Origin of the sequence: Tritonibacter multivorans (assembly GCF_001458415.1) — a bacterium.
Lineage (GTDB): Bacteria > Pseudomonadota > Alphaproteobacteria > Rhodobacterales > Rhodobacteraceae > Epibacterium > Epibacterium multivorans.
Genome location: NZ_CYSD01000012.1, coordinates 460,610 through 484,785, shown reverse-complemented (window position 1 = coordinate 484,785; position 24,176 = coordinate 460,610). Strand labels below are relative to the sequence as shown.

Genomic DNA, 24,176 nt, shown 5'->3' with positions numbered 1-24,176 from the left:
CGGAGGGGCATCAAATTAAAAGAGGCAGATCATGAGCGAGCAGAAGAAAATCCTGAAAGCCCTTGCAGGCGAAACCCAGGACGTGCCGCCGATCTGGATGATGCGTCAGGCGGGCCGTTACCTGCCGGAGTACCGTGCCACCCGGGCGCAGGCTGGGGATTTTCTGTCTCTGTGCTATAACCCCGAGCTCGCGGCCGAGGTCACGTTGCAGCCGATCCGTCGATACGGGTTCGACGCGGCGATCCTTTTTGCCGATATCCTGCTGATCCCCCAGGCGCTGGGCGCGGATCTGTGGTTTGTCACCGGCGAAGGCCCGCGCCTGTCGACCATCACCACCCAAGGCGATTTTGACAAGCTGGGCCCGGTGTCGGACATTCACGAGACCCTGAACCCGATCTACGAGACAGTGAAAATCCTGTCGCGCGAACTGCCGCAAGAAACCACGCTGATCGGTTTTGCAGGCGCACCCTGGACCGTGGCGACCTATATGATCGCTGGCCGTGGCACTCCGGATCAGGGTCCGGCCCATGCGTTGCGGCAGGAAAACACCGCCCTGTTCGAGGCGCTGCTGGATCGCATCACGGCCGCCACCATCGAATACCTGAGCGCGCAGATCGAAGTGGGCGCTGAAGTGGTGAAGATCTTTGACAGCTGGGCGGGGTCGCTCAAGGGCGAGGCCTTCCGCAAATACGCGCTGGAGCCCTGCCGGGTCATCACAGCGGCGCTGAAAGACCGCCATCCGGGCATTCCCGTCATCGGTTTCCCGCGTGAAGCAGGCGAGGCTTACGTGGGCTTTGCCAAGGAGACCGGGATCGACTGTCTGGCGCTGGATAACTCTGTCGCGCCGGATTGGGCGGCGGCCAACCTGCAAGTCGATGGCTGCGTGCAGGGCAACCTCGCCTCGCGCCATATGGTCACGGGTGGCCAAGAGCTGGTGGACGAGACCCGCAAGATCGTGAAGGCGTTCTCCAAGGGGCCGCATATCTTCAATCTTGGCCATGGCATCACACCGGACGCAGATCCCGACAATGTGCAGCGGATGATTGATACCGTCCGCGAGGGCTGATCCGCACCGTCCCCCTGTTGCCGCTTGGGCGGCGGCACTTTATCCCTGTAATTGTGAACTGCTTCACATTGTCTCCTGCGCCTCTGGGGTAGGAGACTGGGATCAAATAAGGGACGGCCTATGACCTCTATCCTGTCCATCAAGGACCTGCGTAAAACCTATGACGGCGGGTTCGAGGCCCTCCGGGGGGCGACGCTCGATATTCGCGAGGGCGAGATCCTTGCGCTGCTTGGTCCCAATGGGGCGGGCAAGACAACCCTGATTTCCACGGTTTGCGGCATTACCAAACTGACGTCGGGAACGGTGACGGTGGGCGGATTTGACATCCAGTCGGAATACCGCGCCGCGCGCGGCCTGATCGGTCTGGTGCCACAGGAACTGACGCTGGAGCCGTTTGAGACCGTCTTTAACACCGTGCGCCTGTCGCGGGGCTTGTTCGGTAAGCGGCGCAATGATGCGCTGCTGGAAGAGGTGCTGAAGAAGCTGTCGCTTTGGGACAAGCGCAATGCGCAGATCCGCGAACTGTCGGGCGGCATGAAGCGCCGCGTGCTGATCGCCAAGGCGCTGAGCCATGAACCCCGTGTTCTGTTTCTGGACGAACCCACCGCCGGCGTGGACGTAGAGCTGCGCAAGGATATGTGGGAGGTCGTCGCCGACCTGCGCGACAGCGGTGTGACCGTGATCCTGACCACCCATTACATCGAAGAGGCCGAGGCCATGGCAGACCGGATTGCGGTGATCGCCAAGGGCGAGATCCTTCTGGTTGAAGACAAAGACCACCTGATGCAGCAGATGGGGCAAAAGGAACTTGAGGTGCAGCTGACCGACACGCTGGCAGCCGTTCCAGAGGCGCTGGACAGCTATGATCTGCGCCTGGGCGAAGGCGGCAAAAGCCTGATCTACACCTATGACACCCGCGCCGAACGCACCGGGATTACCGCACTTTTGAATGATGTGGCTGCGGCAGGCCTGACGCTTGCGGATGTGCAGACCCGCCAATCCAGCCTCGAAGATATCTTTGTGACGCTGGTCAATGACGCCCGCCCGCAGGAGGCTGCACAATGAACTGGACCGCCATTGCCGCCATCTACCGCTATGAGATGGCGCGGTTTTTCCGCACGCTTGCCCAAAGCTTCCTGTCGCCAGTGATTTCCACCTCGCTGTATTTCGTGGTCTTTGGCGCCGCGATTGGCAGCCGGATCCAAGAGGTCGAGGGCGTGCCTTATGGCGCCTTCATTGTCCCCGGCCTGATCATGCTGACCGTGATGACCCAGGGTATGACCAATGCCTCCTTCGGGATTTATTTCCCGAAATTTATGGGCACGATTTATGAAATCCTTTCGGCGCCTGTGAACTTCCTTGAGATTGTCATTGGCTATGTGGGCGCGGCCGCAACCAAGGCGTTGTTTATCGGGGTGGTGATCCTTGCGACCTCGGCGCTGTTTGTGGATCTGACCATTGCCCACCCGCTGGCAATGGTGCTGTTTCTGGTCCTGACCTGCGTCAGCTTTGCGCTGATGGGGTTCATCATTGGCATCTGGGCGCGCAGTTTCGAACAGCTGCAGCTGATCCCGCTTTTGGTGGTGACCCCCTTGGTGTTTTTGGGAGGCTCTTTCTATTCGATCAGCATGCTGCCGCCGTTCTGGCAGACGGTGACGCTGTTCAATCCGGTGGTCTATCTGATTTCGGGCTTCCGCTGGGCGTTCTTTGATCAGGCGGATGTGCCTGTCGGCCTCAGCCTGTTGGCCATCGCCGGGTTCACCGCGCTGTGTCTGGCCATCGTTGGCTGGATCTTCCGCACCGGCTGGCGTCTGCGGGACTAAGCCAGCGGGCGGCATGATTTGCATATGAATGTGGGGCGATCTGTTGTGCAGACGCCCCCATTCGCGTTCAATTTACCTATGTGGGAATTTCCCGCGCCTCGAAACCTTGTTTGAGGGACGCGCGCATTCTACATGGGCGCCATGAGATTTCGTCTGCCTTTCGTCAAACGCCCGCCCGTGGTCTCTGTCGTGCGCCTCAATGGCGCCATCGGCATGGCCGGTCGCGGGGCGCTGAATGACATCACGCTTGCTCCAGTTCTGGAGCGCGCGTTTCGCCGTGGAAAACCCGCAGCCGTCGCACTGGAGATCAATTCTCCCGGCGGGAGCCCGGTGCAAAGCTCGCTGATTGGCGCGCGTATCCGCCGCCTGTCCGAAGAACTGGATGTCCCCGTCATCGCGTTTGTCGAAGACGTCGCAGCGTCTGGCGGCTACTGGCTGGCCGCCGCCGCGGATGAGATCTACGCCGATGAAAGTTCGGTTCTGGGGTCGATCGGGGTGATCTCCGCAGGTTTCGGCGCGCATGTGTTTCTGGCCCGTCAGGGGATCGAACGCCGCGTCCACACCGCGGGTAAAAGCAAATCCATGCTCGACCCGTTCCGCCCGGAACAGAAAGAGGATGTCGCTCGCCTTGAAGGGTTGCTTGGGGATATCCACGCCAATTTCATCAACCATGTGACCGCGCGGCGGGGCGACAAGCTCGACACTTCAGAAGAGCTGTTCACCGGCGAAGTCTGGCTCGCCCGTCGGGCCGAGGCGCTGGGTCTGATTGATGGGATCGGGCATCTGAAACCATTTCTACAGGCGCGCTTTGGCAAGAAGGTCAAATTCCGCCGCTATGGCGTGAAGCGCCCGATGCTGGGCCGCATTGGTCTGTCCGTGGCGCAGGACGCCATGGCGATTGTCGAAGAACGCGCGCATTTTGCACGCTTCGGCCTCTGATCGGCGGGTGCGGGTGTGCTGGTAAAAATCGTCACCTTCTTTCTGATCGGGATGGCGGTTCTGGCCATGTTTGGCCGCCTGCGGTTTCCCGGACAGAAAAAACTCAATTCCGCCCGCTGCTCCAAATGCGGGCGTTTTAAGATCGGCAAGGGCCCCTGCGACTGCAAGGGGAAACCTGGCAAAAAAGGAGATCCCCGATCATGATGCCCTGGTTGCTGTCCGGTCTCGGACTGCTCATCCTGCTCTTGGCGGGCGATGCGCTGGTGCGCGGCGCTGTGAACCTATCCCTGCGCCTTGGCGTGCCTGCCCTGATTGTCAGCCTGACGATCGTGGCCTTTGGTACCTCTGCGCCAGAGCTGCTGATTGCAATCAGCGCTGTTCATGAGGGATCGCCGGGGATTGCGATGGGGAATGTGGTGGGATCGAACACCGCCAATATTCTACTGGTCCTGGGCGTGCCCGCCCTGATGCGGGCGCTGCACACCAGCGAATGCGACACGCGCAAGAACTACGTGTTCATGCTGCTGGCAACCGTGCTGTTCATTGCGCTGGCGTTCTTTGGTGTCTTTACCTTCTGGTCGGGCCTGATCCTGCTGGCGGCGCTGGTGCTGGTGCTGGGCAATGCCTTCCGCGAGGCGCGGGCGCATCGGGCAGCCGGTGAACCGGACGAGCTGGAAGACATCGAAGAAGCCGATCCCGACATGCCTTACTGGCGCATTGGGATCTACCTGCTGTTGGGGCTGATCGGCCTGCCGCTGGGGGCGGATCTGTTGGTGGAAAACGCCACCGTGATTGCCCGCATGTATGGGTTGAGCGAGACCGTCATTGGGCTGACGCTGGTGGCCATCGGGACCTCTTTGCCGGAACTGGCCACCACCGTGATGGCGGCGCTGCGGCGTCAGGCCGAAGTGGCGCTTGGCAATGTGATTGGGTCGAATATGTTCAACCTGCTTGCGATCATCGGTATTGCCACCTTTGTGGGCCCGATCCCCGTCGCCAAAGAGTTCCTGACCTTTGACCTTTGGGTGATGCTTGCGGCGTCGCTGGCGATTGTCCCCTTCGTGTTCATGCGCCGCGATATCACGCGGGTCTGGGGCATCGCCCTGACGGCGGTCTATGGTCTTTATATGGCGGTGCTGCTCTAGGCGCGTTGCCCCTTAATTGGATTGAAATTTTTGGCCTGCATCCCGTGCCGTTCGGGGCGCAGGTTTTTTTGTTTTTAAAACATCGCCAGACAGGCCGTGTCCGGGTGGTGTGCGCCTTGGGTTTGCTGCGCCCTGGACCCTGTGGCAGGAACAGAGGCCGAACAGCGCAGGGGCCTTTGGAACTTCGGCGACTTGGGGGGGGAGCAAAGGTGCATAAGTACCTGAAATTGCGGCGCCACTGTTCAATTTCCCTAGGGTCAGCCGAACTTATACACCCGAAACAAAATGGTTACTGAAGTGTTACAAAAACTCTTTAGGATTCAAGCACTTGCCATTTGGTCAAAAAAGTTTTATTTAAAATCATATACTTAACAATATGCCTGTTTTTTAATCAACCCTAGTTTTCCGCCCAAAAACAAGGGAAATTCGCAGATAGCCCAAAGATATCACCGGGGTTATCCACAGGATCCGTGGATGTATCCACGCTTGCAATCGTGATCGAATGATTGCAGCACGAAGCAGGGAATCATATGTAGGCTAAATGAGCGACCCGATCGAAACCCCGTCTTCCGAAACGACCGAAAACAGCGGCCTGCGCGGCTATGCGGTGATTCAGGACTACCTGAAAAATCTGGAGACCGCACCGGGGGTTTATCGGATGCTGGATGAGGACAGCCGGGTGCTTTATGTGGGCAAGGCGCGGAACCTGCGCGCGCGGGTGTCGAACTATTCCCGTCCCGGTCACAGCGCCCGGATCGAGAAGATGATCGCGCAAACCGCGTCGATGATGTTCCTGACCACGCGCACCGAGACCGAGGCGCTGTTGCTGGAACAGAACCTGATCAAGCAGCTGAAGCCCAAATACAATGTGCTGCTGCGTGACGACAAAAGCTTTCCCAATATTCTGGTCGGCAAGAACCACGCCTTCCCGCAGATCAAAAAGCACCGCGGTGCGCGCAAGGAAAAAGGCAGCTATTTTGGCCCCTTTGCCAGTGCCGGCGCGGTCAACCGGACGCTCAACCAATTGCAGAAAGCCTTCCTGCTGCGCAATTGCACCGACGCGCAATTCGAAGCCCGCACACGGCCCTGTCTGCAATACCAGATCAAGCGCTGCTCTGGCCCCTGCGTCGACCTGATCTCGCGCGAGGATTATGCCGCAAGCGTCCGCGATGCGGAACGGTTCCTGTCGGGGCGGTCGACCAAAATTCAGGAAGAACTGGCAGAGCAGATGATGGCCGCCTCGGAAGCAATGGAGTTTGAACGCGCCGCCGCCCTGCGCGACCGGATCAAGGCGCTGACACAGGTGCAGACCAGCCAGGGCATCAACCCGCGCGGCGTGGCCGAGGCGGATATTATTGGCCTGCATATGGAAAGCGGTCAGGCCTGCGTTCAGGTGTTCTTTATCCGCGCGAACCAGAACTGGGGCAATCAGGACTTCTACCCGCGTGTGGCCGAAGACATGAGCCCAGCCGAGGTCATGGGGGCGTTTCTGGGGCAGTTCTATTCCACCAAGGAACCACCGCGCCAGCTGATCCTGTCCGACGACATCGAAGACCAAGAGGTCATGGCCGAAGCTTTGGGCGAAAAGATCGACCGCAAGGTCGAGATCGTGGTGCCGCAGCGTGGGGAAAAGACCGAACTGGTCGCCAGCGCGGTGCGCAACGCCCGCGAAAGCCTTGCCCGGCGGATGGCCGAAAGCGCCACACAGGCCAAGCTGCTGCGCGGCATTGCCGAGGCTTTCAGCCTGGAGGGGCCGCCGCAGCGGATCGAGGTCTACGACAACTCGCACATTCAGGGCACCAATGCGGTGGGCGGCATGATTGTCATGGGTCCCGAGGGCTTCATGAAAAACGCCTATCGCAAGTTCAATATCAAAGGCGAGGACCTCGTTCCGGGCGATGACTTCGGCATGATGAAAGAGGTGCTGAACCGCCGCTTTTCCCGCCTGCTGAAGGAAGACCCCGATCGTGACAAAGGCCTCTGGCCCGATTTGCTGCTGATCGACGGTGGCGCGGGGCAGGTCTCGGCGGTGGCCGAAATCATGGAAGAGCACGGCGTGCAGGACATCCCCATGGTCGGCGTCGCCAAAGGGGTGGACCGCGACCACGGCAAGGAAGAGTTCTACCGCCCCGGCGCGCGCGCCTTTGCCCTGCAGCGCAATGACCCGGTGCTGTATTTCATCCAGCGGATGCGGGACGAGGCGCACCGCTTTGCCATTGGCACGCACCGGGCCAAACGGGCAAAGTCCATGGCCGCAAACCCGCTGGATGATATTGCCGGTGTCGGCGCCAACCGGAAGAAGGCGCTGCTGACCCATTTTGGCAGCGCCAAAGCGGTCAGCCGGGCAAACCTTGCGGACCTGAAGGCGGTGGATGGTATCTCGGCAGCGCTGGCCGAAAAGATCTATAACTATTTCCAGGACAGCTGAGGCCTAGGCCAGCAGGCGTTCGGCCATCGCTTTGGCTTCGGCGGCGGGAGCGTCGCTGTGTGACATGGCGGCCAGAACAATCGCGCCTTCCTTGAGGATCAGCATCTGGCGCGCCATCGCCTCGGGGTCGGCGCATTCGGCCGCCCGGCAGAGCGCGGTGAAATGCACCAAAAGCAGTTCCTTGTGCTGATAGGCCTGCTGGTTGATCGGGTCGCTGGCCTGCTGAAACTCGGCCGCGGCTTTGACAAACATACAGCCCTGATAGCCCGGCTCGCGAAACCATTCGCCAAGCGCGTCAAACATCGCAAGCAGCTGTCCCTTGGGCGTATCCGCAAGGTCCTCCATGCGGCGGTACAGCCAGTTGCGGAAGTTTTCGTCGCGCAGCCGCAGCACCGCAAGGATCAGTTCTTCCTTGGTGCGGAAGTGTTTGTAGATCGAGGTTTTGGAAACGCCGGTTTCCTTGGCGACCAGATCCATTCCCGTGGCGGTAAAGCCATTTCGGTAAAACAGGGGCAGGGCGTTTCGAATCAATTCGGCGCGTTTGTTCTGGCTCATTCAGGGGGTCCGGCTGTTGTTGTGTGTTAAAAATGGACTGAGTGTACCGATCAGTCAACTTTATTTCCGGGCTCTTTTGCTAATATTTCAAACGTTTCCGTGAGATTTTGGAGAGTGCGTCTCACAGTATGCGGAAATTTCACTTGGAAAAACGTGAACAGATCGGTACACCTCTCGATATGAAGTTAACCGATCTGTTCACCTTGGCGCGTCGATAGCGCCCCGCACAAGCAGGAGACACGTCATGTCCCGCGAAATCCTCTCTGCCATTCTTGCCGCTTTTCTGGCCGGTATCCTTTTGTCGCCGGTCACCATGCCAACCGCTGGCGGGGCAAATGCCCTTGTCGCCGCGACAGCGGGACCGCTGCGGGCGCTTTGAGCCGAGGCTAAGGGAAAAGAAACCGGCGTCGGGCGTGCTCTTCCCTTTTCGCGCCCGTGATCAGGCGTTAGGTATGTGCGCATGATCTGGAACGTGCCAAATATTCTGACCCTTCTACGCCTGCTGGCCGCGCCTGCGCTGGCATTGGTGTTTCTCGCCCTCGCCCGCCCCTATGCGGATTGGGCTGCTCTTGTTCTCTTTGTTGGGGCTGCGGTCACGGATTGGTTTGACGGCCATCTGGCGCGGGCCTGGAAACAGCAGACCAAAATCGGCGCAATGCTCGACCCGATTGCCGATAAGGCCATGGTGGTCATTGCCTTGATGATCCTTGTCGGGTTTTCCGGTCCGGACTGGAGCTACTGGCTGGCGCTGCCCGCCGCGCTGATTCTGTTCCGCGAAGTCTTTGTGTCAGGTCTGCGTGAATTCCTTGGCGACACGGCGGGCACTTTGAAGGTGACCAAGCTTGCAAAATGGAAGACCACTGCCCAGATGGTTGCCATTGCCACCCTGTTTGCACAGGGCATTTTTGAACATCATCTGGTGGTTGGCAGCCTTGGTATGGACCCCGCGATTGTCGAAGCGATCCTGACCGGCGCAGAGGACGACGTGATTGGTTTGCGGTTCTTCCTGCAGGGCATGATCTGGACCGGTATGGCCGGGTTGGTGTTGCTGTGGGTTGCTGCAGCCCTGACCGTGATTACGGGCGCTGATTACCTGAACAAGGCGCTGCCGCACCTGAAGGAGACGACGTAATGGATGTAATGTATTTCGCTTGGGTGCGCGAACGGGTCGGACTGCCAAAAGAAAAGGTCGAAACCTCCGCCGCCACTGTGGCCGAGCTGATCGAAGAGCTGAAATCTCGCGAAGACCGCTACGCCGCTGCCTTTGCCGATCTGTCCGCCCTGCGCGTGGCGCTGGATCAGGAACTCAGCGATTTTGACGCCCCGCTTGAGGGCGTGCGTGAAGTGGCGTTTTTCCCTCCGATGACGGGCGGCTGAGCGTATGAAGATCGTCGTTCAGGAAGCCCCCTTTGATTTCGGCGCAGAGGCACAGGCGTTTTCAGATGCGGCCAAAGGGGCAGGGGCGGTTGTGACCTTCACCGGGGTTGTGCGCGAAGCGGATGCGGGCGCCATGGCGGTGATGGAGATCGAACATTACCCCGGCATGACCGAAAAGGCGCTGGAAAAGATCGCGGCCGAGGCCATGACACGCTGGTCGCTGACGGATGCGCTGGTCATTCACCGGCATGGCCGATTGGTGCCCGGCGACCAGATCATGATGGTCGCCACAGCGGCACGCCATCGCGTCGCAGCCTTTGAGGCGGCGGAATATCTGATGGATTACCTGAAATCCCGCGCGCCCTTCTGGAAGAAAGAAATCCTCGACGATGGCGCCGCCGCCTGGGTGGATGCCAAGGACGAAGACGAGGACGCGCTGAGCCGCTGGTAAGGGGGCTCAGATTGGCTCTCTGGATCGGTTGCGACGGCTGTATTACCCGCCGACCACTTGATTGCGCAGGGCTTCGTTTTCCTGACGCGCATCGCGCAGACCATCCATGGCCGCGCGCAGCTCTGCTTCGGTCTGGGCCAGCTGGTTGCTCAGTTCTGCTTCGCGCTGCTGAAGATAGGTGATCGCCTGATCACGGGTCTCTTCTGCTTCGTGCAGTTCCTGGCTCATCCGGTCCAGATCCGCCACGTCGCTTTGGCGGACGCGGGTAAACCGGTGGACCAGCCAGTTGGCAAACCATCCCAGTGCAAAAGCCACGAATAGAATAATGGCTGTGGTCAGGATGAACTCGGTTCTGTTCATTCGCCTGCGTTCCCTTCCTGCGCCTCGGCGCTTGTGCTCTTGTCCTCGGTCAGGCGGAATTCGATCCGCCGATTGGCCTCGCGGCCTTCTTCGCTGCCGTTGTCGGCAATTGGGTCTGTCTCACCGTAACCTTTGGCGCTGAAACTGCCGGTCAGCAGGCGACGGGCCGCCAGTGCGTTCAGCACCGATTGTGCCCGCGCTTGGCTGAGGTTCAGGTTCATTTCTTCGCGACCCTGGCTGTCGGTGTGGCCCTGAATTTCCAGCGGGAGTTCGCCACATTGTTCGAGCACAGCGGCGATCTTGTCCAGCACGCGTGTGCTGCCTTCGGCCACAGTTGCAGAGCCCGGCTCAAACGCGATCTTTTCGACCCGCTGCACGGCAGCAAGCTCTGCTTCACACAGGGCCGGGGCCATAAGCCGTTCCGGCGATGACGGCGGCGCCTCGTAGGTGATGTCGAGCTGGTAGCGTTCCGCTTCACCCAGCTTCTCCGACAGCATCCGCGACACTTTGGCCGAGGCCTCTTCTTCGTGGCTCATGCCGCGCAGGGTGATCGTGTCTGCGTCGACCAGCACAATCCCGCGTTCCAGATGTGCCAGCGCCTCCAGACCAGCCAGAACCCGCAGGGCCCAATCGTCGGGGAGGTCGTCGACATTGCGGGTGGCGAGATGCACATTGCTGCTTCCGAACCGCGCACGGGCATAGCTTTCGGCGGTTTGTCCCTGCAGGTCATCGGCCAGCCGGCCGCGCATCTGCACCTGACCTTCCGGGCTGAGCGTGGCCGAGAATTCCTGCGCGTCGGTGTTCTTTTCTTCTTCGGGTCTGGGCAGAACCGCATGCAGCGCGAAGACGTTTGGCAGGGCCTGTTCCAATTCGCCCGCGACGCGTTCAAACAGGGCCTCTTCGGTGCCCATTGCTGCAACCAAAGTGACGTCGGTGTTGGACAGCGTGACAGAGCCTTTGCCAATTAGGGACAGGCTGTGAATGGCCTGTGTCGCGGCCTGTGCCCAGTTCACGGAGGGTACGCCAAGGCCGATTACGCATTCCGTTGTTGCCCGCAGTCCGGCCTCTTGCGCGGCGCGCAGAATGGTCACCCGGGTCTGCGCGCTTTCGGCTGAACACGCGTCAAAGCGGCCGCCGTTTTCATCCATCACATAGCGCAGAATGAAAGGAGAGATCACCGGGCGCGGGGCGGCGATTTCAATATTGGCTTTTACATTGGCGGGCAGAAGGCGGTTCAGCTGGGTTTCCAGGGCCGCTTTGGCCTCGGGGCTGTCTGAAATTGCGGTGATTTCAACAGTGCCCGCCTGAACCGAGATTTTGCTGCGCGGCAGAAGGGCCAGTGCTTCAAGCCCAAACGTCAGCGCCGCGCCCCAGTCTTTGGGCGCGCGATAAGCCGCGGTTTCAAGGAAATCTGTGACCGGCAGATCCTGATCCAGGTCTCGCAGGGTTTTCAGGACACGTCTGTGATTGCTGCTGTCGGGGATCAGGCCAATGATGGAGATGCCCGCATCATTGCGCAGGATTTCGGTGGAAAACCGTGGCGGGGCAATCCCCTCGGAGGGTTTGACCTCCATCTTGTCGATCACCCTCGCCGCATCCACGACACCGCCCACCAAGGAGATTGCCGCAAACCGGTCGGCTTCATCGGGGGCTTGGCCGGACAGTTCCACCTGCAGGCCGTCGGCGGCCACCTCGGTCCAATTGAACCCATTGGTGTCCAGCGCGCGGCGCACGGCGATTTCCGTGCCTTGCTCCACGGCTGTGGCGGCAAAACCGGCGACGATCAAGCTCAGCCCTGCCGCGCTGGCAAAAGTGGTGGCAAGGATCAGGAGCGAGGACAGGCGCATTGGGTCGCAGTTTCCGTAAGCAGTTGGTTGCACATGGTCTTACAGGTTGGGCCCGCGCGGATCAATCACGCGGGCGGCGCAAATCAAGCCAAGAGAGCCAGGCAGAAGAAAATGAGCGGAATCAAGCCGGTGTCGCGGTTGGAGCGGAACACAGCCAGAAGTTTCGCCGGGTCTTCGTCGTCAAACCGTTTCAATTGCCAAACCATATGCCAGCCCATCGCCCAAGGGCCGACCAGCGCCAACGCCAGCGCCATCACCGAGGCTTCGGTTTGCAAGGCTGAAATGATCGCAACCGCCATCAGCAGAACCGTGGCCACAAGGAACCGGCGCAGCCACATGGGGCTGCTTGAGCCAAACAGGCGGGCGGTGGATTTCACCCCGATCAGGGCGTCGTCTTCGGTGTCCTGATGGGCATAGATGGTGTCGTAGAACAGTGTCCAGGTCATGCCCGCAAGGTAAAGCACCACCGCAGGCCAGCCGAGGCTGCCGCTATGCGCAACCCAGGCCAGTAGGATGCCCCAGTTGAAGGCCACCCCCAGAAACACCTGCGGCCACCAGGTGAACCGCTTGGCAAAGGGGTAGACCGCGACCGGAAGCAGCGCCAGAACGCCCATCGCAATGGCCGCCGCGTTCAGGGTCAGCAGCAGGCCAAAGGACACCAGCGCCTGAAGCGCCATCCAGACCAGTGCCCCTTTGACGGAAACCTGACCGGAGGGAATGGGGCGCGAGCGGGTTCGCGCCACCTGCGCGTCAAAATCGCGGTCGGTGATGTCATTCCAGGTGCAGCCCGCACCGCGCATCAGCCAGGACCCTGCCGCACAGACAAAGGCAATCCAAAGATCGCTCCAGTTGCTGGACTGGCTGTTCAGCATCGCCAGCACCAGCCCCCAGAGGCAGGGCAGGAACAAAAGCCATGTGCCAATGGGCCGGTCTGCACGGCTGAGCCGCAGGTAAGGGCGCGTCCATTCCGGCGCGAGTGTGTCAACCCAGTTGCCTTTTACCGCATCCTGAACCTGACCGTCTGGCGTTGGGGCCTTGCCTTGCATATGTAGTCTCTCATGAGTGCAAAAGTCAGACTGTATGTAGATCACCCTTTGGGGGCAGGGCAATCGGTTCCTCTGGACCGCGATCAGGCGCATTACCTTTTTGGGGTGATGCGATTGGCGCAAGGCACCCGCGTGGCGCTGTTCAATGGACGCGATGGGGAATGGCAGGCCGATGTGGCCGAGGCCGGGAAACGCGGTGGCAGCCTGACCTGTCTGGAGCAGAGCAAACCGTTGCAACTGCCGCCGGACCTGTGGCTGATCTTTGCGCCGATTAAAAAGGCGCGGACCGATTTTATTGTGGAAAAGGCGGCCGAGATGGGCGCGGCCCGGATTATGCCGGTGGTCACCGATTTCACCAATTCCGAACGCATCCGTCAGGACCGCCTGCAGGCCCACACGGTGGAGGCGGCAGAGCAATGCGGTGGCACCTATGTGCCTGAGGTCGCGGATCTTCAAAAACTGTCCCGCCTTCTGGATCACTGGCCCGAGGATCGCCAGTTGATGTTCTGCGACGAGGCCGAAGTCGGCAATGCGCTGGAGCTGGCAGCGGATGCGCATAAAGATGCCCCTTGGGCGATTGTCATTGGGCCCGAAGGCGGGTTCTCTGATGGCGAACGCAAACGGCTTGCGGCGATGGCGCAGTCTCATGTGGTCAGCCTTGGCCCGCGTATTCTACGGGCCGATACGGCGGCCGTGGCGGCGATGACATTGTGGCAGAAAACTCTGGGCGATTGGTAAGGAACAGTTGAGATGGCATGGCGCGCGGCAGAAGAGACGGATCTGGATTGGATTGGCGCGCTGTTGCGCGACCATATCCAGACGTCCATGTTCCTGTTGGACAATCTGCAGAAATACGGGCTTGGGTCCGATGCGCCTTATGGCATGCAGGTCTGGTGCCTGAACGCCTGTGACGGCATCTTTGCCATCACCAATTCTGGTTCGGTTATGATGCAGGCACCACATGCAACAGAAGCGGACTGGGGCGCGCTGGGGCCGCTGATCGCCGGGCGCGAGATTGCCATTGTCCTTGGGGATTCGGTCCAGTCCCGCGCCTTTATGGATGTCACGGGGCTTGCTGCCCATCCCACCACCCGCGATGCGGATGAGCCGGGGTTTCACTTGAACCTTGAGGAACTGGTGCTGGATCGCCGCGCCGATGAAGCCCTGCGGCCCTTTTCCGATATTCCACATGAGCAGCTGATGGCGTGGGGCACGGCCTATAACGTCGAGGTCACAGGCAAGGACCCCGCGGTTGCCCGTGAGCTGACCGAGATGAACACCGCCATTTACCTCGAGCGCGACAGCCACCGGCTGTTGTATGACGGCGACCGCCCCGTGTCGCGCACCGGGATCAATGCACAAGTGGGCGATGTGGTCCAGATTGGTGGCGTCTACACGCCGCCGGATCTGCGGGGGCAGGGCTATGCCCGTCGCGCGGTGGCCTATCATCTGGACGAGCTGCGCCAGAAGGGTGTCCGGGCGGCGGTTCTGTTTGCCGCCAGCGACAAGGCCGCCAAAGCCTATCGCGCGATCGGCTTCAAACCCGCAGGCAGCTTTACCCTGGTGGTCTATGAGCCGCCCGTTGTTTTCAAACAAAGCGTCGAAGAAGGACCCTGCTGATGACCTTTATCCGACCCGAGGCCCGTGCGCAGCTGTGGAACTGGCGCGAACTGATCGCGGCGCTGTGTCTTTTGCTGCTGGGCCTCCACTGGGCGCTGACTGGGGTCGGCGTCTGGACGATCACCGGCTGGGCGGTGATTGCGGTGTCCGTTCTTTTGGCCGTGGTCGGCGCGCAGCGCGTGCGGTTTCGCCAAGGCGGCGGCGGGCCCGGCGTGGTGCAGGTGGTCGAAGGGCAGATCTCTTATTTTGGACCATTGACTGGCGGCGCGATAGCGGTGTCCGAACTGCACAGCCTGACGCTGGACCCGACCGCGCGCCCGCCCCATTGGGTGCTGGAACAGCCGGGCCAGGAGGCCGTTGCCATTCCGGTCAATGCTGCCGGGTCCGAGGCGCTGTTTGACGTCTTTGCCGCCCTGCCGGGGATCAAGACGGAACGGATGCTGAACGAGCTGCAAGGCTTGCGCGGGGAAGGCGGTGCTCACCCGGTCGTGATCTGGCAAAGACGCGAAGAGGCCCCCGAGCGTCGCTGGCTGCATTGACTCTGCTGCGGTTTGCGATCACCAGTGAGAGCCCGGTACAGATTGCATCTTGCAACAGAGATCGGGCGACTTATGTCAGGCAGACACGAAAAAACGGGGGCTTCAGATGTCCATTCCTCAGTCCGGTGGCGGGCCGATCGAACGCCACGAACAGCTAGCTGAATATCTGGCCTCTGGGTGCAAACCCAAGGACGACTGGCGCATTGGCACCGAGCACGAGAAATTCGGCTATTGCAAAGATACGCTGAAGCCGCTGCCCTATGAGGGCACGCGGTCGATTTTGGCCGTTCTGGAAGGTCTGCGCGACCGCCACGGCTGGGATCCGGTCACCGAACAGGGCAAATTGATCGGCCTTGTCAAAGGCATGGCCAATGTCAGCCTGGAGCCCGGTGGGGCGCTTGAACTCTCCGGCGCGCCGCTCGAGACCATTCACGAGACCTGCGACGAGGTGAACACCCACCTGCGCGAAGTCAAAGACATCGCCGATGAGATCGGTGTTGGGTTCATCGGCCTTGGCGCCGCCCCGATCTGGAGCCATGAGGAAATGCCCCTCATGCCCAAGGGCCGTTACACGCTGATGAACGACTATATGGAAAAAGTCGGGACCATGGGCCGCGCGATGATGCGCCGGACCTGCACCGTGCAGGTGAACCTCGACTTCGCGTCCGAAGGCGACATGGTGCAAAAACTGCGCGTGGCGCTGGCCTTGCAACCCGTTGCAACGGCGCTGTTTGCGAACTCGCCCTTCTTTGAGGGCAAACCCAATGGTCTGAAATCCTGGCGCAGCCATATCTGGCGGCATCTGGATGACGCGCGCACCGGCATGCTGCCGTTTGTGTTCGAGGACGGCATGGGGTTTGAACGCTATGTGGATTATGCGCTCGATGTGCCGATGTATTTTGTCTACCGCGATGGCAAATACATCAATGCGCTGGGCATGTCCTTCCGCGACTTCCTGAAAGGCGAGCTGCCCGCGCTGCCCGGTGAGATCCCGACGCTCAGCGACTGGGCCGATCACCTGACCACCGCCTTCCCCGAAGCGCGGATCAAGAAATACATGGAAATGCGCGGTGCCGATGGCGGCCCGTGGCGTCGCCTGTGCGCGCTGCCCGCGTTCTGGGTGGGGCTGATGTACGACCAATCCGCACTGGATGCGGCCTGGGATCTGGTCAAAGGCTGGGATGCAGAAACCCGCGAGGCGCTGCGTGTTGGCGCCGCTGTTGATGGGCTTCAGGCGCAAGTCGGGTCGATCAAGATGCATGATCTCGCCGCGCAGGTGCTGGAACTCTCTGAGGCAGGCCTGATCTCCCGCGCGCGTGCAGGCGCCGGCGGCATGGTCCCGAACGAGACGCATTTCCTGAACGCGCTGAAAGAAAGCATCGAGACCGGCAAAACCCCTGCTGACGAGCTTTTGGATTGCTACAATGGCGATTGGGGCGGGGATCTGACCCGGATCTACGGCGACTTCAGCTACTGAACGATCAGGGCGCCCCAGCGGCGCCCTTTTTTATATGGGCTAGGCTTCGTGCTGACATTTAGTTATCATGATAACGAATCAAGCGAAGCGGAGTATTCAGATGACGTTGACCTATCTTGCCGAAATCCACCCCAAGCCCGAGTGTTTTGCAAAGGCGGAAAGCGCCGTGCAGAGCATCATTGCCCAGACGCGCGCAGAAGAGGGCTGTCTGGAGTTCACCTTCTATGCGGATGCAAATCGCGAGCGGCTGTATATCCTTGAGACCTGGACCGACATGGCCGCGTTCGAGTTTCACCACGCGCAGGATTACGTGCTTTCGGTCATGGCGGAATATGGGGACTGGTTGCATCAGCCACCGGTCTTGACGGAAATCACCGAACGTCCGGCGTTAGATGCGGCCTGATGTTTTTCCTGAAAACCCTGCCAAGTCTGGACATGGTGCGTGGCTACACGGGTGACGCAGGCGCGGCTGAAACCGTGTTGGACGCGTTGGGCATGCTCCGACGAGCCAGCCTGCTGTTGCGGGACATAGAGCAGTATTTTGCACGCCACGGCCTGTCGCAGCAGAAGTTCCTGATCATGGTGGTCATCGACCGCGAACCCGATCGCAACAGCCTGCGCCTGAGCGAAATTGCAAATCGGTTGGATGTGTCCAAACCGGTGCTTCATCGCACCATCAAGGCAATGACTGCGGCTGACCTGCTGATGTCAAAGCCAGATCCGAAGGACGGTCGGTCGGACCTGATCCAGCTGACCCCACAGGCAAAGGATCTGCTGACACAGATCATGCCGGGGTATTTTGAGATCCTGCTTGGGGCGGATCGTCCAGTCCAAGACACCGGATGATCAGCCGGTTCCTGCATCTGGGCCTGTGTTGGGTGTGTGCCTTTTGTACTGTCAGCGGTTTGTAATGGGCGATGGCGGCGATCCAAGTCCCAACATCATTGCGGACTTTGCTGCTCACGGGTGTTCTGGTACCGCTGATGATCTTGTGTATCGGTCCCCTGACAGCCGGTTGGGCTGCGCGATTGGCGCAGGCGTTGGACAGCAAGTGGCATCCCTAAGCTAGGCCGCGTTTGTTCCAAAAGGAACCGGCGACAAGTTGCCCTGTCGCCGGTCCGTGTTCAGTGAGTGGTGCGTGTCTTATTGCAGCAGGTCTGCCGGGGCTGCGTCCTCAATGGTTTCCCAGGACACGTCTGCTTTCTGGATGAAGCCCGGGATGTCCGCGACCCAGCGTTCCTGAATGTCTTGGGACAGGTTCAGGTACAGAACGTCGTCAACGATTTTCCAGTGGTTCGGGTCACCGTCGAACTTGAAGCCCATTGCGGTGCCAAAGGCGCAGTAGCCGCCGTAGGCCGGGATGTAGGCTTCGGGGTTGGCTTCAAACAGGGCTTTGTTTTCTTCGGTTGCGAACCAGTAAGTCGCCTCGTCAAAGGTGGAGGTCAGTTTGTAGTCGCCCTTGGTCGGTGCGCCTTCGGTGAAGTAAGCAACCGGGTCAAAGCCCTGCAGTGCTAGACCCGTCGAAGAGGCATTCACGTCCACGCCTGCGGCCAGCGCAGAGGTTGCCAGAGCGACGGAAAGGGCAATGCCGCCCAGGAAAGATTTGGTTTTGGTCATAGTTCATATCCTTCAGATCAGACCGGGCAGAGCGAATTTCCCGGCAATGGGGTTTTAATGTCTTGTGGCCAGCGGCGTCCTTGCTGCCACGACACCGATCTGGGGATGGGGGCGGTAACGTTCAAAACACTTCATTTTGTATGTGCGTGGATGGTCAGTGACTTTCGCAAATCTGCACAGCCGATCAGGGGCCAGCAGAAAAAAATCCCCGCACCGGGTCGGATGCGGGGATGAATCTCAGTGCGTCGTCAAAGATCGAAGAACAATCAGCGTTGCCCGATTTTTGGCTCTGTCCCTGCGCGGATGCGGCCAATGTTGGCGCCGTGGCGCCACAGCACGATGCAGGCAAGGCAGATGGTGAGTGCAACACCGCTGCCAAAGGAAAAGGCGACCGCCCAAAACGGCGATGCCATTGCTGCGGTCAGGGCCCCCATCGACGAAATCCGGCTCAGCAGCGCCGCAAACAGCCATGTGGCGCAGCAGGCAAGACCCACAGGCCAGGCCAGTGCCAGCATCAGGCCCAGGAATGTGGCCACGCCTTTGCCGCCCTGAAACTTCAGCCAGACCGGGAAACAGTGACCAAGAAAGGCCAGAAGACCGGCGATCTGGGCCGCATCTTCGCCGGCCAAAGCGCGCGCCAGAAGCACAGCCGCCGCGCCCTTGCCCGCATCCAGCAAAAGCGTCAGCGCCGCCGCCGCCTTGCTGCCGGTGCGCAGCACATTGGTGGTGCCAATATTGCCTGATCCGATTTCGCGCAGATTGCCCAGCCCCATCGCGCGGGTCAGCACCAGACCAAAAGGAATAGAGCCCAGCAGATAGCCGATAACCGCCCACAGCAGCAGCAGGGGCACAGAGCTGGTCAGCTCGGGAAACATCTGGATCATGGCTCTCTCCGGTAGACTTCGCGGCCGGACACATATGTGGCCAAGACCCGACCCTGCATGCGCTGGGTGTCAAAAGGGGTGTTTTTCGATTTGGACTGCAGTTTGAACCGATCCAACACAAAGGGGGCGTCGGCGTCAAACAGAACCAGATCCGCAGGCGCGCCTTCGGCCATGCGGCCGGCGTCCAGCCCAAGGCGACGGGCCGGGTTCAGGGCCAGGGCACGGAACAGCGTGGGCAGATCCAGCAGATCCGCATGATAAAGCCGCAGGGCCGCAGGCAGCAGGGTTTCCAGCGCAACAGCGCCCGCTGCGGCCTCTTCAAACGGCAGGCGTTTGCTTTCTTCGTCCTGCGGGGTGTGCATGGAGGAAATCGTGTCGATCAAACCCGAGCGCACGGCCTCGACCACCGCGAGCCGGTCGTCTTCGGACCGCAGGGGCGGCTTCACTTTGAAGAAGGTGCGATAATCCGCCACGTCCAGTTCGTTCAGGGTCAGGTGGTGGATCGAAGTGCCGGCGGTGATGTCTAGCCCATTGGCCTTGGCGCGTTCCAGCGCGGGCAGGGCGCGGGCGGTGGTGATCTGGTCGGCGTGGTAGCGCGCGCCGGTCATTTCCAGCAGCGCAATATCGCGGTCCAGCCCCATGCGTTCAGCCATGGGCGACACCGACGGCAGACCGCGCAGGGCGGCAAACTTGCCCGAGGTCGCAGCAGCACCTGCCGAGAGGCCGGGTTCCTGTGGGTGGGCAATGACCAGCGCACCGCAGCTGCGGGCATAGGTCAGGGCGCGGGTCAGGACCTTGGTGCTTTGGACCACGCGGTCGCAATCGGTAAAGGCCACGGCGCCGGCATCCATCAGAAAGCCGATCTCGGTCATCTCGCGCCCTTCGCGCCCTTTGGTCAGGGCGGCCATGGGCAGAACGTTGACCGGTGCGTCAGCCTGCGCGCGCCGTTGGACGAACTCCAGAGTTTCCGGATTGTCGATGGTTGGCGTGGTGTCGGGGCGTGTGACCATGGTGGTGACGCCGCCATAGGCCGCCGCCCGTCCCGCAGTGCGGTAACTTTCCTTGTGACGTTCGCCGGGCTCGCAGACTTTGACGCCAATATCGACCATGCCGGGGGCCAGATATTTGCCACCGCAGTCTATGACCTCTGCACCTGTGGGCGCAGGGGCATCTGCGGACAGCAGTGCGGCGATCTTGCCTGCCTCGATCAGCACGGCCCCGGGGGTCACACTGTCGGTTTCAGGATTGATGATCCGGGCGTTGGTGAAGAACAGGCTGGATGCTGTTGTCATGTCGGGGGTCTCCATCAGGGCGTCCGTCACGTGGCGAGCACGTAGATCAGCAGTAAAATCAAGGTCATCACAATGGCAAACAGGGTTGCACCAATGCGGCGAGCCTTATTGCGGGCGGCACGCGGTGACAGGCGCTGAGGCTCTTCTTGGGCTTCGGGCTTTGCGCGCCAATTCGTTTTTGTCTCGCCCAGACGCAGGATCAAAGAGATCGGCGCAGCCGGGGTCAGGGTGGCCCCGGCGTCAGCAAAGGCGCGGGCGCGGATCAACAGAAGATGGCCGGTATAGGCTGCCAGCTCCTCGGCATAGGGCTCCAGATCCGCCAGCGGAATGCCGATCCCGTCATGCAAGTAGCCAACCAGACCAATACCTTCCAGATCGGCGGCATCAAAGACCTCGACCTGATTCATGTCTATGTGTTCAAGCCCAAGGACCTGCGCCAGCGCGCCTTCTTCCTCGCGCAGGAACCGCACCTGTTCGGGCGGCATATCAAGCGCAAACAATAGGATTTCAGAGCGGGATCCTTTGAGGATTTCAACCACATCTGCCAAGGGATCAGGCCTCGCCTTCTGTGCGGCGTTGACGCAGATTGCGGGCCAGCAGGTCCATCGCAGCCATGCGCACCGCAACGCCCATTTCCACCTGTTCCTGAATCACCGATCGTTTGATGTCGTCGGCGATAGTGCCGTCAATTTCCACGCCGCGGTTCATTGGGCCGGGGTGCATGACAATGGCATCCGGTTTGGCCAGCGCCAGCTTGTCCGCATCCAGACCGTAGCGGTGGAAGTATTCGCGCTCGGAGGGGATGAAGCCGCCATCCATGCGCTCTTTCTGAAGGCGCAGCATCATCACCACATCCACGTCCTTCAGGCCTTCGCGCATGTCGTCATAGATTTCTGCGCCAAATTCCGCGAATTGGCTGGGCACCAGTGTTGGTGGGCCCACGAGGCGGATGCGGTTTTCCATCTTGCCCAGCAGGATCAGGTTGGATCGTGCCACGCGGCTGTGGGTGACGTCACCGCAGATGGCAATGTTCAGGCGGTGCAGCCGGCCCTTGGCGCGACGAATGGTCAGCGCATCCAGCAGGGCCTGTGTCGGGTGTTCGTGCTTGCCGTCGCCTGCGTTCAGCACCGCGCAGTTCACTTTCTGCGCCAGCAGATCCACGGCGCCGGAATGCGGGTGGCGGACCACCAGCAGATCCGGGTGCATCGCATTCAGCGTCATTGCCGTGTCGATCAGGGTTTCGCCCTTTTTGATCGACGAGGCCTGCATCGCCATGTTCATCACATCCGCGCCCAGACGTTTGCCCGCCAGTTCAAACGACGCCTGTGTACGGGTGGAGTTCTCGAAGAACATATTGATCTGGGTGAGGCCCGCCAGCGCATCCGAATGCTTCTGCGTCTGCCGGTTCAGGTCGACGTATTCTTCGGCCAGATCCAGGATTGCTGTGATTTCGCGAGGATGAAGCGGTTCGATCCCCAAAAGATGTTTTTGCTGAAAGGCCGATGGGTCTGACTGGACGGTCATTGGCTGCAACTCTCCCCGATTTTCGCCGGTTATAGGCGGGGGAGTGTATTGGGACAAGAACTCTTGGCTGTGGCCGCAAAGATCGCACATCGCAGCGTAGCGACCGGGCGCGGGCCTGCTTTGCACCGCTTGGCATTTACCTCAGTCGTCGAGAGGTTTAGCGTCAGCCTCATGGAATCGCAGCTGGATTATTGGAGCGCACGGGCGCTGTTGGAGTGGCAGGTCGAGCTGGGCGCGACCGATGCGATCGGTGATGCGCCCGTCGACCGCTATGCGCTGGAAGACCGCAAACCCGTAGCTGCCCCCGCAAACCGTCCAGCGACACCGCCGCCGCCTGTAAAACCCAAAGAGGTCGACCCCGTTGCAGTGGCCACAACACTGGCCGCGCAGGCGGGCGATCTGGCGACGCTGGAACAGGCATTGGCCGGGTTCGAACACTGCGCCCTGAAACGCGGTGCGCGCAATCTGGTCTTTGCCGACGGCCAGCCCGATGCGCGCGTGATGATCATTGGCGAAGCGCCGGGGCGCGACGAGGACCTGCAGGGCAAGCCTTTTGCAGGGCGCGAAGGGCAGCTGTTGGACAAGATGCTCGCCGCTATTGATCTGTCGCGCGACGCTGGCGTCTACCTCACCAATGTTCTGCCCTGGCGCCCGCCGCAGAACCGCGACCCCCAGCCTGCGGAAATCGCCATGCTGATGCCGTTCCTTGAACGCCATGTGGCGCTTGTTAAACCGGATGTGCTGGTTGTCATGGGCAACACGCCTGCGCAGGCCGTGCTTGGAAAACGTGGAATTTCCCGTGTGCGCGGCCAATGGGACCGGGCCTGGGATCTGCCGGTGATGCCGATGTTCCACCCCAGCCATCTTCTGCGTCAGCCACAAGCCAAGCGACAGGCCTGGGCGGATTTGCTGGAGCTCAAAGCGCGTCTTGCGTCCTTAAATTAGAGAGGCCCTTATGCCGACACTCAGGATCCTAGCCTTCTCCGATCTCCATCTTGCCGCGAACCGTGCAGCGGCGCTTGTGACAGCCAGTTCAGAGGCTGATCTGGTGATCGGGGCCGGCGATTTCTGCAATGCGCGGCAGGGGCTGGATGAGGCGATGGAGATGCTGTCCGGCATTTCTGTGCCCATGGTTGTCGTGCCGGGAAACGCCGAAGATGATGCCGAACTGCGCGCAGCGGCCCTGCCGAATATGACGGTACTGCATGGCGATGGCGCTGTGGTCGAGGGGCTGCGGTTTTTTGGCTTCGGCGGCGCCGTGCCCGAGACACCTTTTGGCGACTGGTCCTTTGACCTGAGCGAAGCCACCGCCGCGGCCGCGCTTCGGACGTGCGAAGCGGCGGATATTCTGGTGACCCATTCCCCGCCCAAAGGGGCAGGGGATACAACCGGCAGCGGCCTGTCTGTTGGCTCTACCGCCATTCAGGCGGCCATCACGCGGTTGCAGCCGCAGCTGGCGGTCTTTGGGCATGTGCATGAAAGCTGGGGTTTTCGCGGTGAGGTCGGGGCCACCCCATGTGCTAATCTTGGCCCACGCCCGAACTGGTTTGAGGTCACAGTATGATCGCGGCAACAACTCTTTTGGCGTTTGTACCCGCAGCACTTGCGCTGAACCTGACGCCGGGGGCGGATATGATGTTCTGTCTGGGGCAGGGCCTGCGCGCAGGCAGCCGGGCGGCGCTGGCGGCCAGCCTTGGCGTGGCGTTTGGCGGCATGGTGCATGTGACGCTGGCAGGTCTTGGCGTTGCCGCGGCCATCGCGGCGGCCCCGCAGATGTTCGATGTGATCCGCTGGGCCGGGGTCGCGTACCTCTTGTGGTTGGCCTGGGGCGCGTTTCGCCACGGGGCCGATGTGCAGGAGGGTGCAGAAGAGGCCCCTGGGCGCGCGTTCCGCAGTGGGTTTTTGGTCAATCTGACCAACCCCAAGGTGATCCTGTTTGTGCTGGCTTTTGTGCCGCAGTTTGTGGATCCCGGTGCCGGGCCGGTATTGCTGCAGTTTCTGATGTTTGGCGCCATTATCGGTGCTGGTGGTGTTGCCGTGAACGGGCTTTTGGTGGGGCAGTTTGCAGGCCGCGCGCGGCGGCTTTTGTTTGCTTCGCCTGCGGTGTCACGCTGGCTTGGCCGGGTCACCGGCACAATTTTCGCCAGTCTCGCCCTGAGACTGGCGCTTCTGGAAAGGACCTGAGG

29 protein-coding genes are annotated in these 24,176 nt (G+C 60.8%); 20 read left to right on the top strand and 9 right to left on the bottom strand.

Translation table 11 applies throughout. The features are described 5' to 3' along the window. Positions 1 to 31: 31 nt before the first annotated feature. From hemE to uvrC, 7 genes are all read left to right on the top strand, one after another. Positions 32 to 1,066, top strand: coding sequence for a uroporphyrinogen decarboxylase (hemE, locus tag TRM7557_RS03635; protein ID WP_058288833.1), 1,035 nt, complete (start codon positions 32 to 34; stop codon positions 1,064 to 1,066). A 120-nt stretch (positions 1,067 to 1,186) separates the two neighbouring features. Then, entirely contained in the window at positions 1,187 to 2,131 is a 945-nt protein-coding gene (locus tag TRM7557_RS03630) for an ABC transporter ATP-binding protein (RefSeq protein ID WP_058288832.1), read from the top strand. Next, the gene (locus TRM7557_RS03625; RefSeq protein WP_058288831.1) at positions 2,128 to 2,889 is read left to right on the top strand and encodes an ABC transporter permease; all 762 of its coding nucleotides are present in this window, start codon (positions 2,128 to 2,130) and stop codon (positions 2,887 to 2,889) included. The genes TRM7557_RS03630 and TRM7557_RS03625 overlap by 4 nt, the downstream gene beginning before the upstream one ends. Positions 2,890 to 3,030: 141 nt before the next feature. After that, positions 3,031 to 3,828 (top strand): S49 family peptidase, encoded by a 798-nt coding sequence (locus TRM7557_RS03620; protein WP_058288938.1) that lies wholly within the window; start codon positions 3,031 to 3,033, stop codon positions 3,826 to 3,828. Between the two features lie 15 nt (positions 3,829 to 3,843). After that, a complete protein-coding gene (locus tag TRM7557_RS20225; RefSeq protein ID WP_058288830.1) occupies positions 3,844 to 4,032 on the top strand; it encodes a hypothetical protein in 189 nt (62 codons plus the stop codon). Continuing rightward, positions 4,029 to 4,973, top strand: coding sequence for a calcium/sodium antiporter (locus tag TRM7557_RS03610; protein ID WP_058288829.1), 945 nt, complete (start codon positions 4,029 to 4,031; stop codon positions 4,971 to 4,973). Before TRM7557_RS20225 ends, TRM7557_RS03610 begins: the two co-directional genes overlap by 4 nt. Positions 4,974 to 5,514: 541 nt before the next feature. Then, positions 5,515 to 7,401, top strand: a complete 1,887-nt coding sequence (uvrC, locus tag TRM7557_RS03605; RefSeq protein WP_058288828.1) for an excinuclease ABC subunit UvrC — start codon at positions 5,515 to 5,517, stop codon at positions 7,399 to 7,401. A gap of 3 nt (positions 7,402 to 7,404) precedes the next feature. Here the strand turns inward: uvrC and TRM7557_RS03600 are convergent, their stop codons facing one another. Next, complete coding sequence (locus tag TRM7557_RS03600) at positions 7,405 to 7,956, bottom strand: TetR/AcrR family transcriptional regulator (protein ID WP_058288827.1); 552 nt, start codon at positions 7,954 to 7,956, stop codon at positions 7,405 to 7,407. A 244-nt stretch (positions 7,957 to 8,200) separates the two neighbouring features. Between TRM7557_RS03600 and TRM7557_RS20340 the strand changes: the two genes are divergently transcribed. From TRM7557_RS20340 to TRM7557_RS03585, 4 genes are all read left to right on the top strand, one after another. Continuing rightward, positions 8,201 to 8,335, top strand: coding sequence for a hypothetical protein (locus tag TRM7557_RS20340; RefSeq protein WP_268873705.1), 135 nt, complete (start codon positions 8,201 to 8,203; stop codon positions 8,333 to 8,335). 81 nt (positions 8,336 to 8,416) lie between these two features. Further along, positions 8,417 to 9,088 (top strand): CDP-diacylglycerol--glycerol-3-phosphate 3-phosphatidyltransferase, encoded by a 672-nt coding sequence (pgsA, locus tag TRM7557_RS03595; RefSeq protein ID WP_058288826.1) that lies wholly within the window; start codon positions 8,417 to 8,419, stop codon positions 9,086 to 9,088. Further along, complete coding sequence (gene moaD, locus TRM7557_RS03590; RefSeq protein WP_058288825.1) at positions 9,088 to 9,333, top strand: molybdopterin converting factor subunit 1; 246 nt, start codon at positions 9,088 to 9,090, stop codon at positions 9,331 to 9,333. The genes pgsA and moaD overlap by 1 nt, the downstream gene beginning before the upstream one ends. A gap of 4 nt (positions 9,334 to 9,337) precedes the next feature. Then, positions 9,338 to 9,784: a molybdenum cofactor biosynthesis protein MoaE gene (locus tag TRM7557_RS03585; protein ID WP_058288824.1), complete on the top strand. Its 447-nt coding sequence runs from the start codon at positions 9,338 to 9,340 to the stop codon at positions 9,782 to 9,784. A gap of 42 nt (positions 9,785 to 9,826) precedes the next feature. Here TRM7557_RS03585 and TRM7557_RS03580 read toward each other — a convergent pair whose 3' ends face one another. The 3 genes from TRM7557_RS03580 to ubiA all read right to left on the bottom strand — a co-directional run bounded on the left by TRM7557_RS03580 (position 9,827) and on the right by ubiA (position 13,037). Next, a complete protein-coding gene (locus TRM7557_RS03580; RefSeq protein WP_058288823.1) occupies positions 9,827 to 10,144 on the bottom strand; it encodes a hypothetical protein in 318 nt (105 codons plus the stop codon). Beyond that, positions 10,141 to 11,991, bottom strand: coding sequence for an OmpA family protein (locus tag TRM7557_RS03575; protein WP_058288822.1), 1,851 nt, complete (start codon positions 11,989 to 11,991; stop codon positions 10,141 to 10,143). Before TRM7557_RS03575 ends, TRM7557_RS03580 begins: the two co-directional genes overlap by 4 nt. An 83-nt stretch (positions 11,992 to 12,074) precedes the next feature. After that, positions 12,075 to 13,037 (bottom strand): 4-hydroxybenzoate octaprenyltransferase, encoded by a 963-nt coding sequence (gene ubiA / locus TRM7557_RS03570; protein ID WP_058288821.1) that lies wholly within the window; start codon positions 13,035 to 13,037, stop codon positions 12,075 to 12,077. A 12-nt stretch (positions 13,038 to 13,049) separates the two neighbouring features. On the opposite strand from ubiA, the gene TRM7557_RS03565 reads away from it, so the two are divergent. The 6 genes from TRM7557_RS03565 to TRM7557_RS03540 all read left to right on the top strand — a co-directional run bounded on the left by TRM7557_RS03565 (position 13,050) and on the right by TRM7557_RS03540 (position 17,519). Beyond that, complete coding sequence (locus tag TRM7557_RS03565) at positions 13,050 to 13,775, top strand: 16S rRNA (uracil(1498)-N(3))-methyltransferase (RefSeq protein WP_058288820.1); 726 nt, start codon at positions 13,050 to 13,052, stop codon at positions 13,773 to 13,775. Between the two features lie 12 nt (positions 13,776 to 13,787). Next, positions 13,788 to 14,657 carry a GNAT family N-acetyltransferase gene (locus tag TRM7557_RS03560; protein ID WP_058288819.1) on the top strand — a complete coding sequence of 290 codons (870 nt, stop codon included), beginning with the start codon at positions 13,788 to 13,790 and terminating at the stop codon, positions 14,655 to 14,657. Beyond that, positions 14,657 to 15,196, top strand: coding sequence for a hypothetical protein (locus TRM7557_RS03555; protein WP_058288818.1), 540 nt, complete (start codon positions 14,657 to 14,659; stop codon positions 15,194 to 15,196). Before TRM7557_RS03560 ends, TRM7557_RS03555 begins: the two co-directional genes overlap by 1 nt. A 106-nt stretch (positions 15,197 to 15,302) precedes the next feature. Continuing rightward, positions 15,303 to 16,673 (top strand): glutamate--cysteine ligase, encoded by a 1,371-nt coding sequence (locus TRM7557_RS03550; RefSeq protein ID WP_058288817.1) that lies wholly within the window; start codon positions 15,303 to 15,305, stop codon positions 16,671 to 16,673. A gap of 100 nt (positions 16,674 to 16,773) precedes the next feature. Continuing rightward, positions 16,774 to 17,076, top strand: coding sequence for a putative quinol monooxygenase (locus tag TRM7557_RS03545; RefSeq protein ID WP_058288816.1), 303 nt, complete (start codon positions 16,774 to 16,776; stop codon positions 17,074 to 17,076). Further along, the gene (locus TRM7557_RS03540; RefSeq protein WP_058288815.1) at positions 17,076 to 17,519 is read left to right on the top strand and encodes a MarR family winged helix-turn-helix transcriptional regulator; all 444 of its coding nucleotides are present in this window, start codon (positions 17,076 to 17,078) and stop codon (positions 17,517 to 17,519) included. Before TRM7557_RS03545 ends, TRM7557_RS03540 begins: the two co-directional genes overlap by 1 nt. A 297-nt stretch (positions 17,520 to 17,816) precedes the next feature. Here TRM7557_RS03540 and TRM7557_RS03535 read toward each other — a convergent pair whose 3' ends face one another. The 5 genes from TRM7557_RS03535 to TRM7557_RS03515 form a co-directional block, all read right to left on the bottom strand. Then, positions 17,817 to 18,290, bottom strand: a complete 474-nt coding sequence (locus TRM7557_RS03535) for a YHS domain-containing (seleno)protein (protein ID WP_058288814.1) — start codon at positions 18,288 to 18,290, stop codon at positions 17,817 to 17,819. Between the two features lie 266 nt (positions 18,291 to 18,556). After that, positions 18,557 to 19,165, bottom strand: coding sequence for a glycerol-3-phosphate 1-O-acyltransferase PlsY (gene plsY, locus TRM7557_RS03530; protein WP_058288937.1), 609 nt, complete (start codon positions 19,163 to 19,165; stop codon positions 18,557 to 18,559). A 5-nt stretch (positions 19,166 to 19,170) separates the two neighbouring features. Continuing rightward, complete coding sequence (gene pyrC, locus TRM7557_RS03525; protein WP_058288936.1) at positions 19,171 to 20,466, bottom strand: dihydroorotase; 1,296 nt, start codon at positions 20,464 to 20,466, stop codon at positions 19,171 to 19,173. A gap of 26 nt (positions 20,467 to 20,492) precedes the next feature. Beyond that, positions 20,493 to 21,005: a hypothetical protein gene (locus TRM7557_RS03520; protein ID WP_328586537.1), complete on the bottom strand. Its 513-nt coding sequence runs from the start codon at positions 21,003 to 21,005 to the stop codon at positions 20,493 to 20,495. 13 nt (positions 21,006 to 21,018) lie between these two features. Further along, a complete protein-coding gene (locus tag TRM7557_RS03515; RefSeq protein ID WP_058288812.1) occupies positions 21,019 to 21,990 on the bottom strand; it encodes an aspartate carbamoyltransferase catalytic subunit in 972 nt (323 codons plus the stop codon). Positions 21,991 to 22,161: 171 nt separating this feature from the next. On the opposite strand from TRM7557_RS03515, the gene TRM7557_RS03510 reads away from it, so the two are divergent. The 3 genes from TRM7557_RS03510 to TRM7557_RS03500 are packed head-to-tail and all read left to right on the top strand — an operon-like array spanning position 22,162 to position 24,174. Beyond that, positions 22,162 to 22,935, top strand: coding sequence for a uracil-DNA glycosylase (locus TRM7557_RS03510; protein ID WP_058288811.1), 774 nt, complete (start codon positions 22,162 to 22,164; stop codon positions 22,933 to 22,935). A 10-nt stretch (positions 22,936 to 22,945) separates the two neighbouring features. Next, positions 22,946 to 23,554, top strand: a complete 609-nt coding sequence (locus TRM7557_RS03505) for a metallophosphoesterase family protein (protein WP_058288810.1) — start codon at positions 22,946 to 22,948, stop codon at positions 23,552 to 23,554. Further along, on the top strand, positions 23,551 to 24,174 hold the full coding sequence (locus TRM7557_RS03500; RefSeq protein WP_058288809.1) for a LysE family translocator: 624 nt from the start codon (positions 23,551 to 23,553) through the stop codon (positions 24,172 to 24,174). The genes TRM7557_RS03505 and TRM7557_RS03500 overlap by 4 nt, the downstream gene beginning before the upstream one ends. Positions 24,175 to 24,176 lie beyond the last annotated feature (2 nt).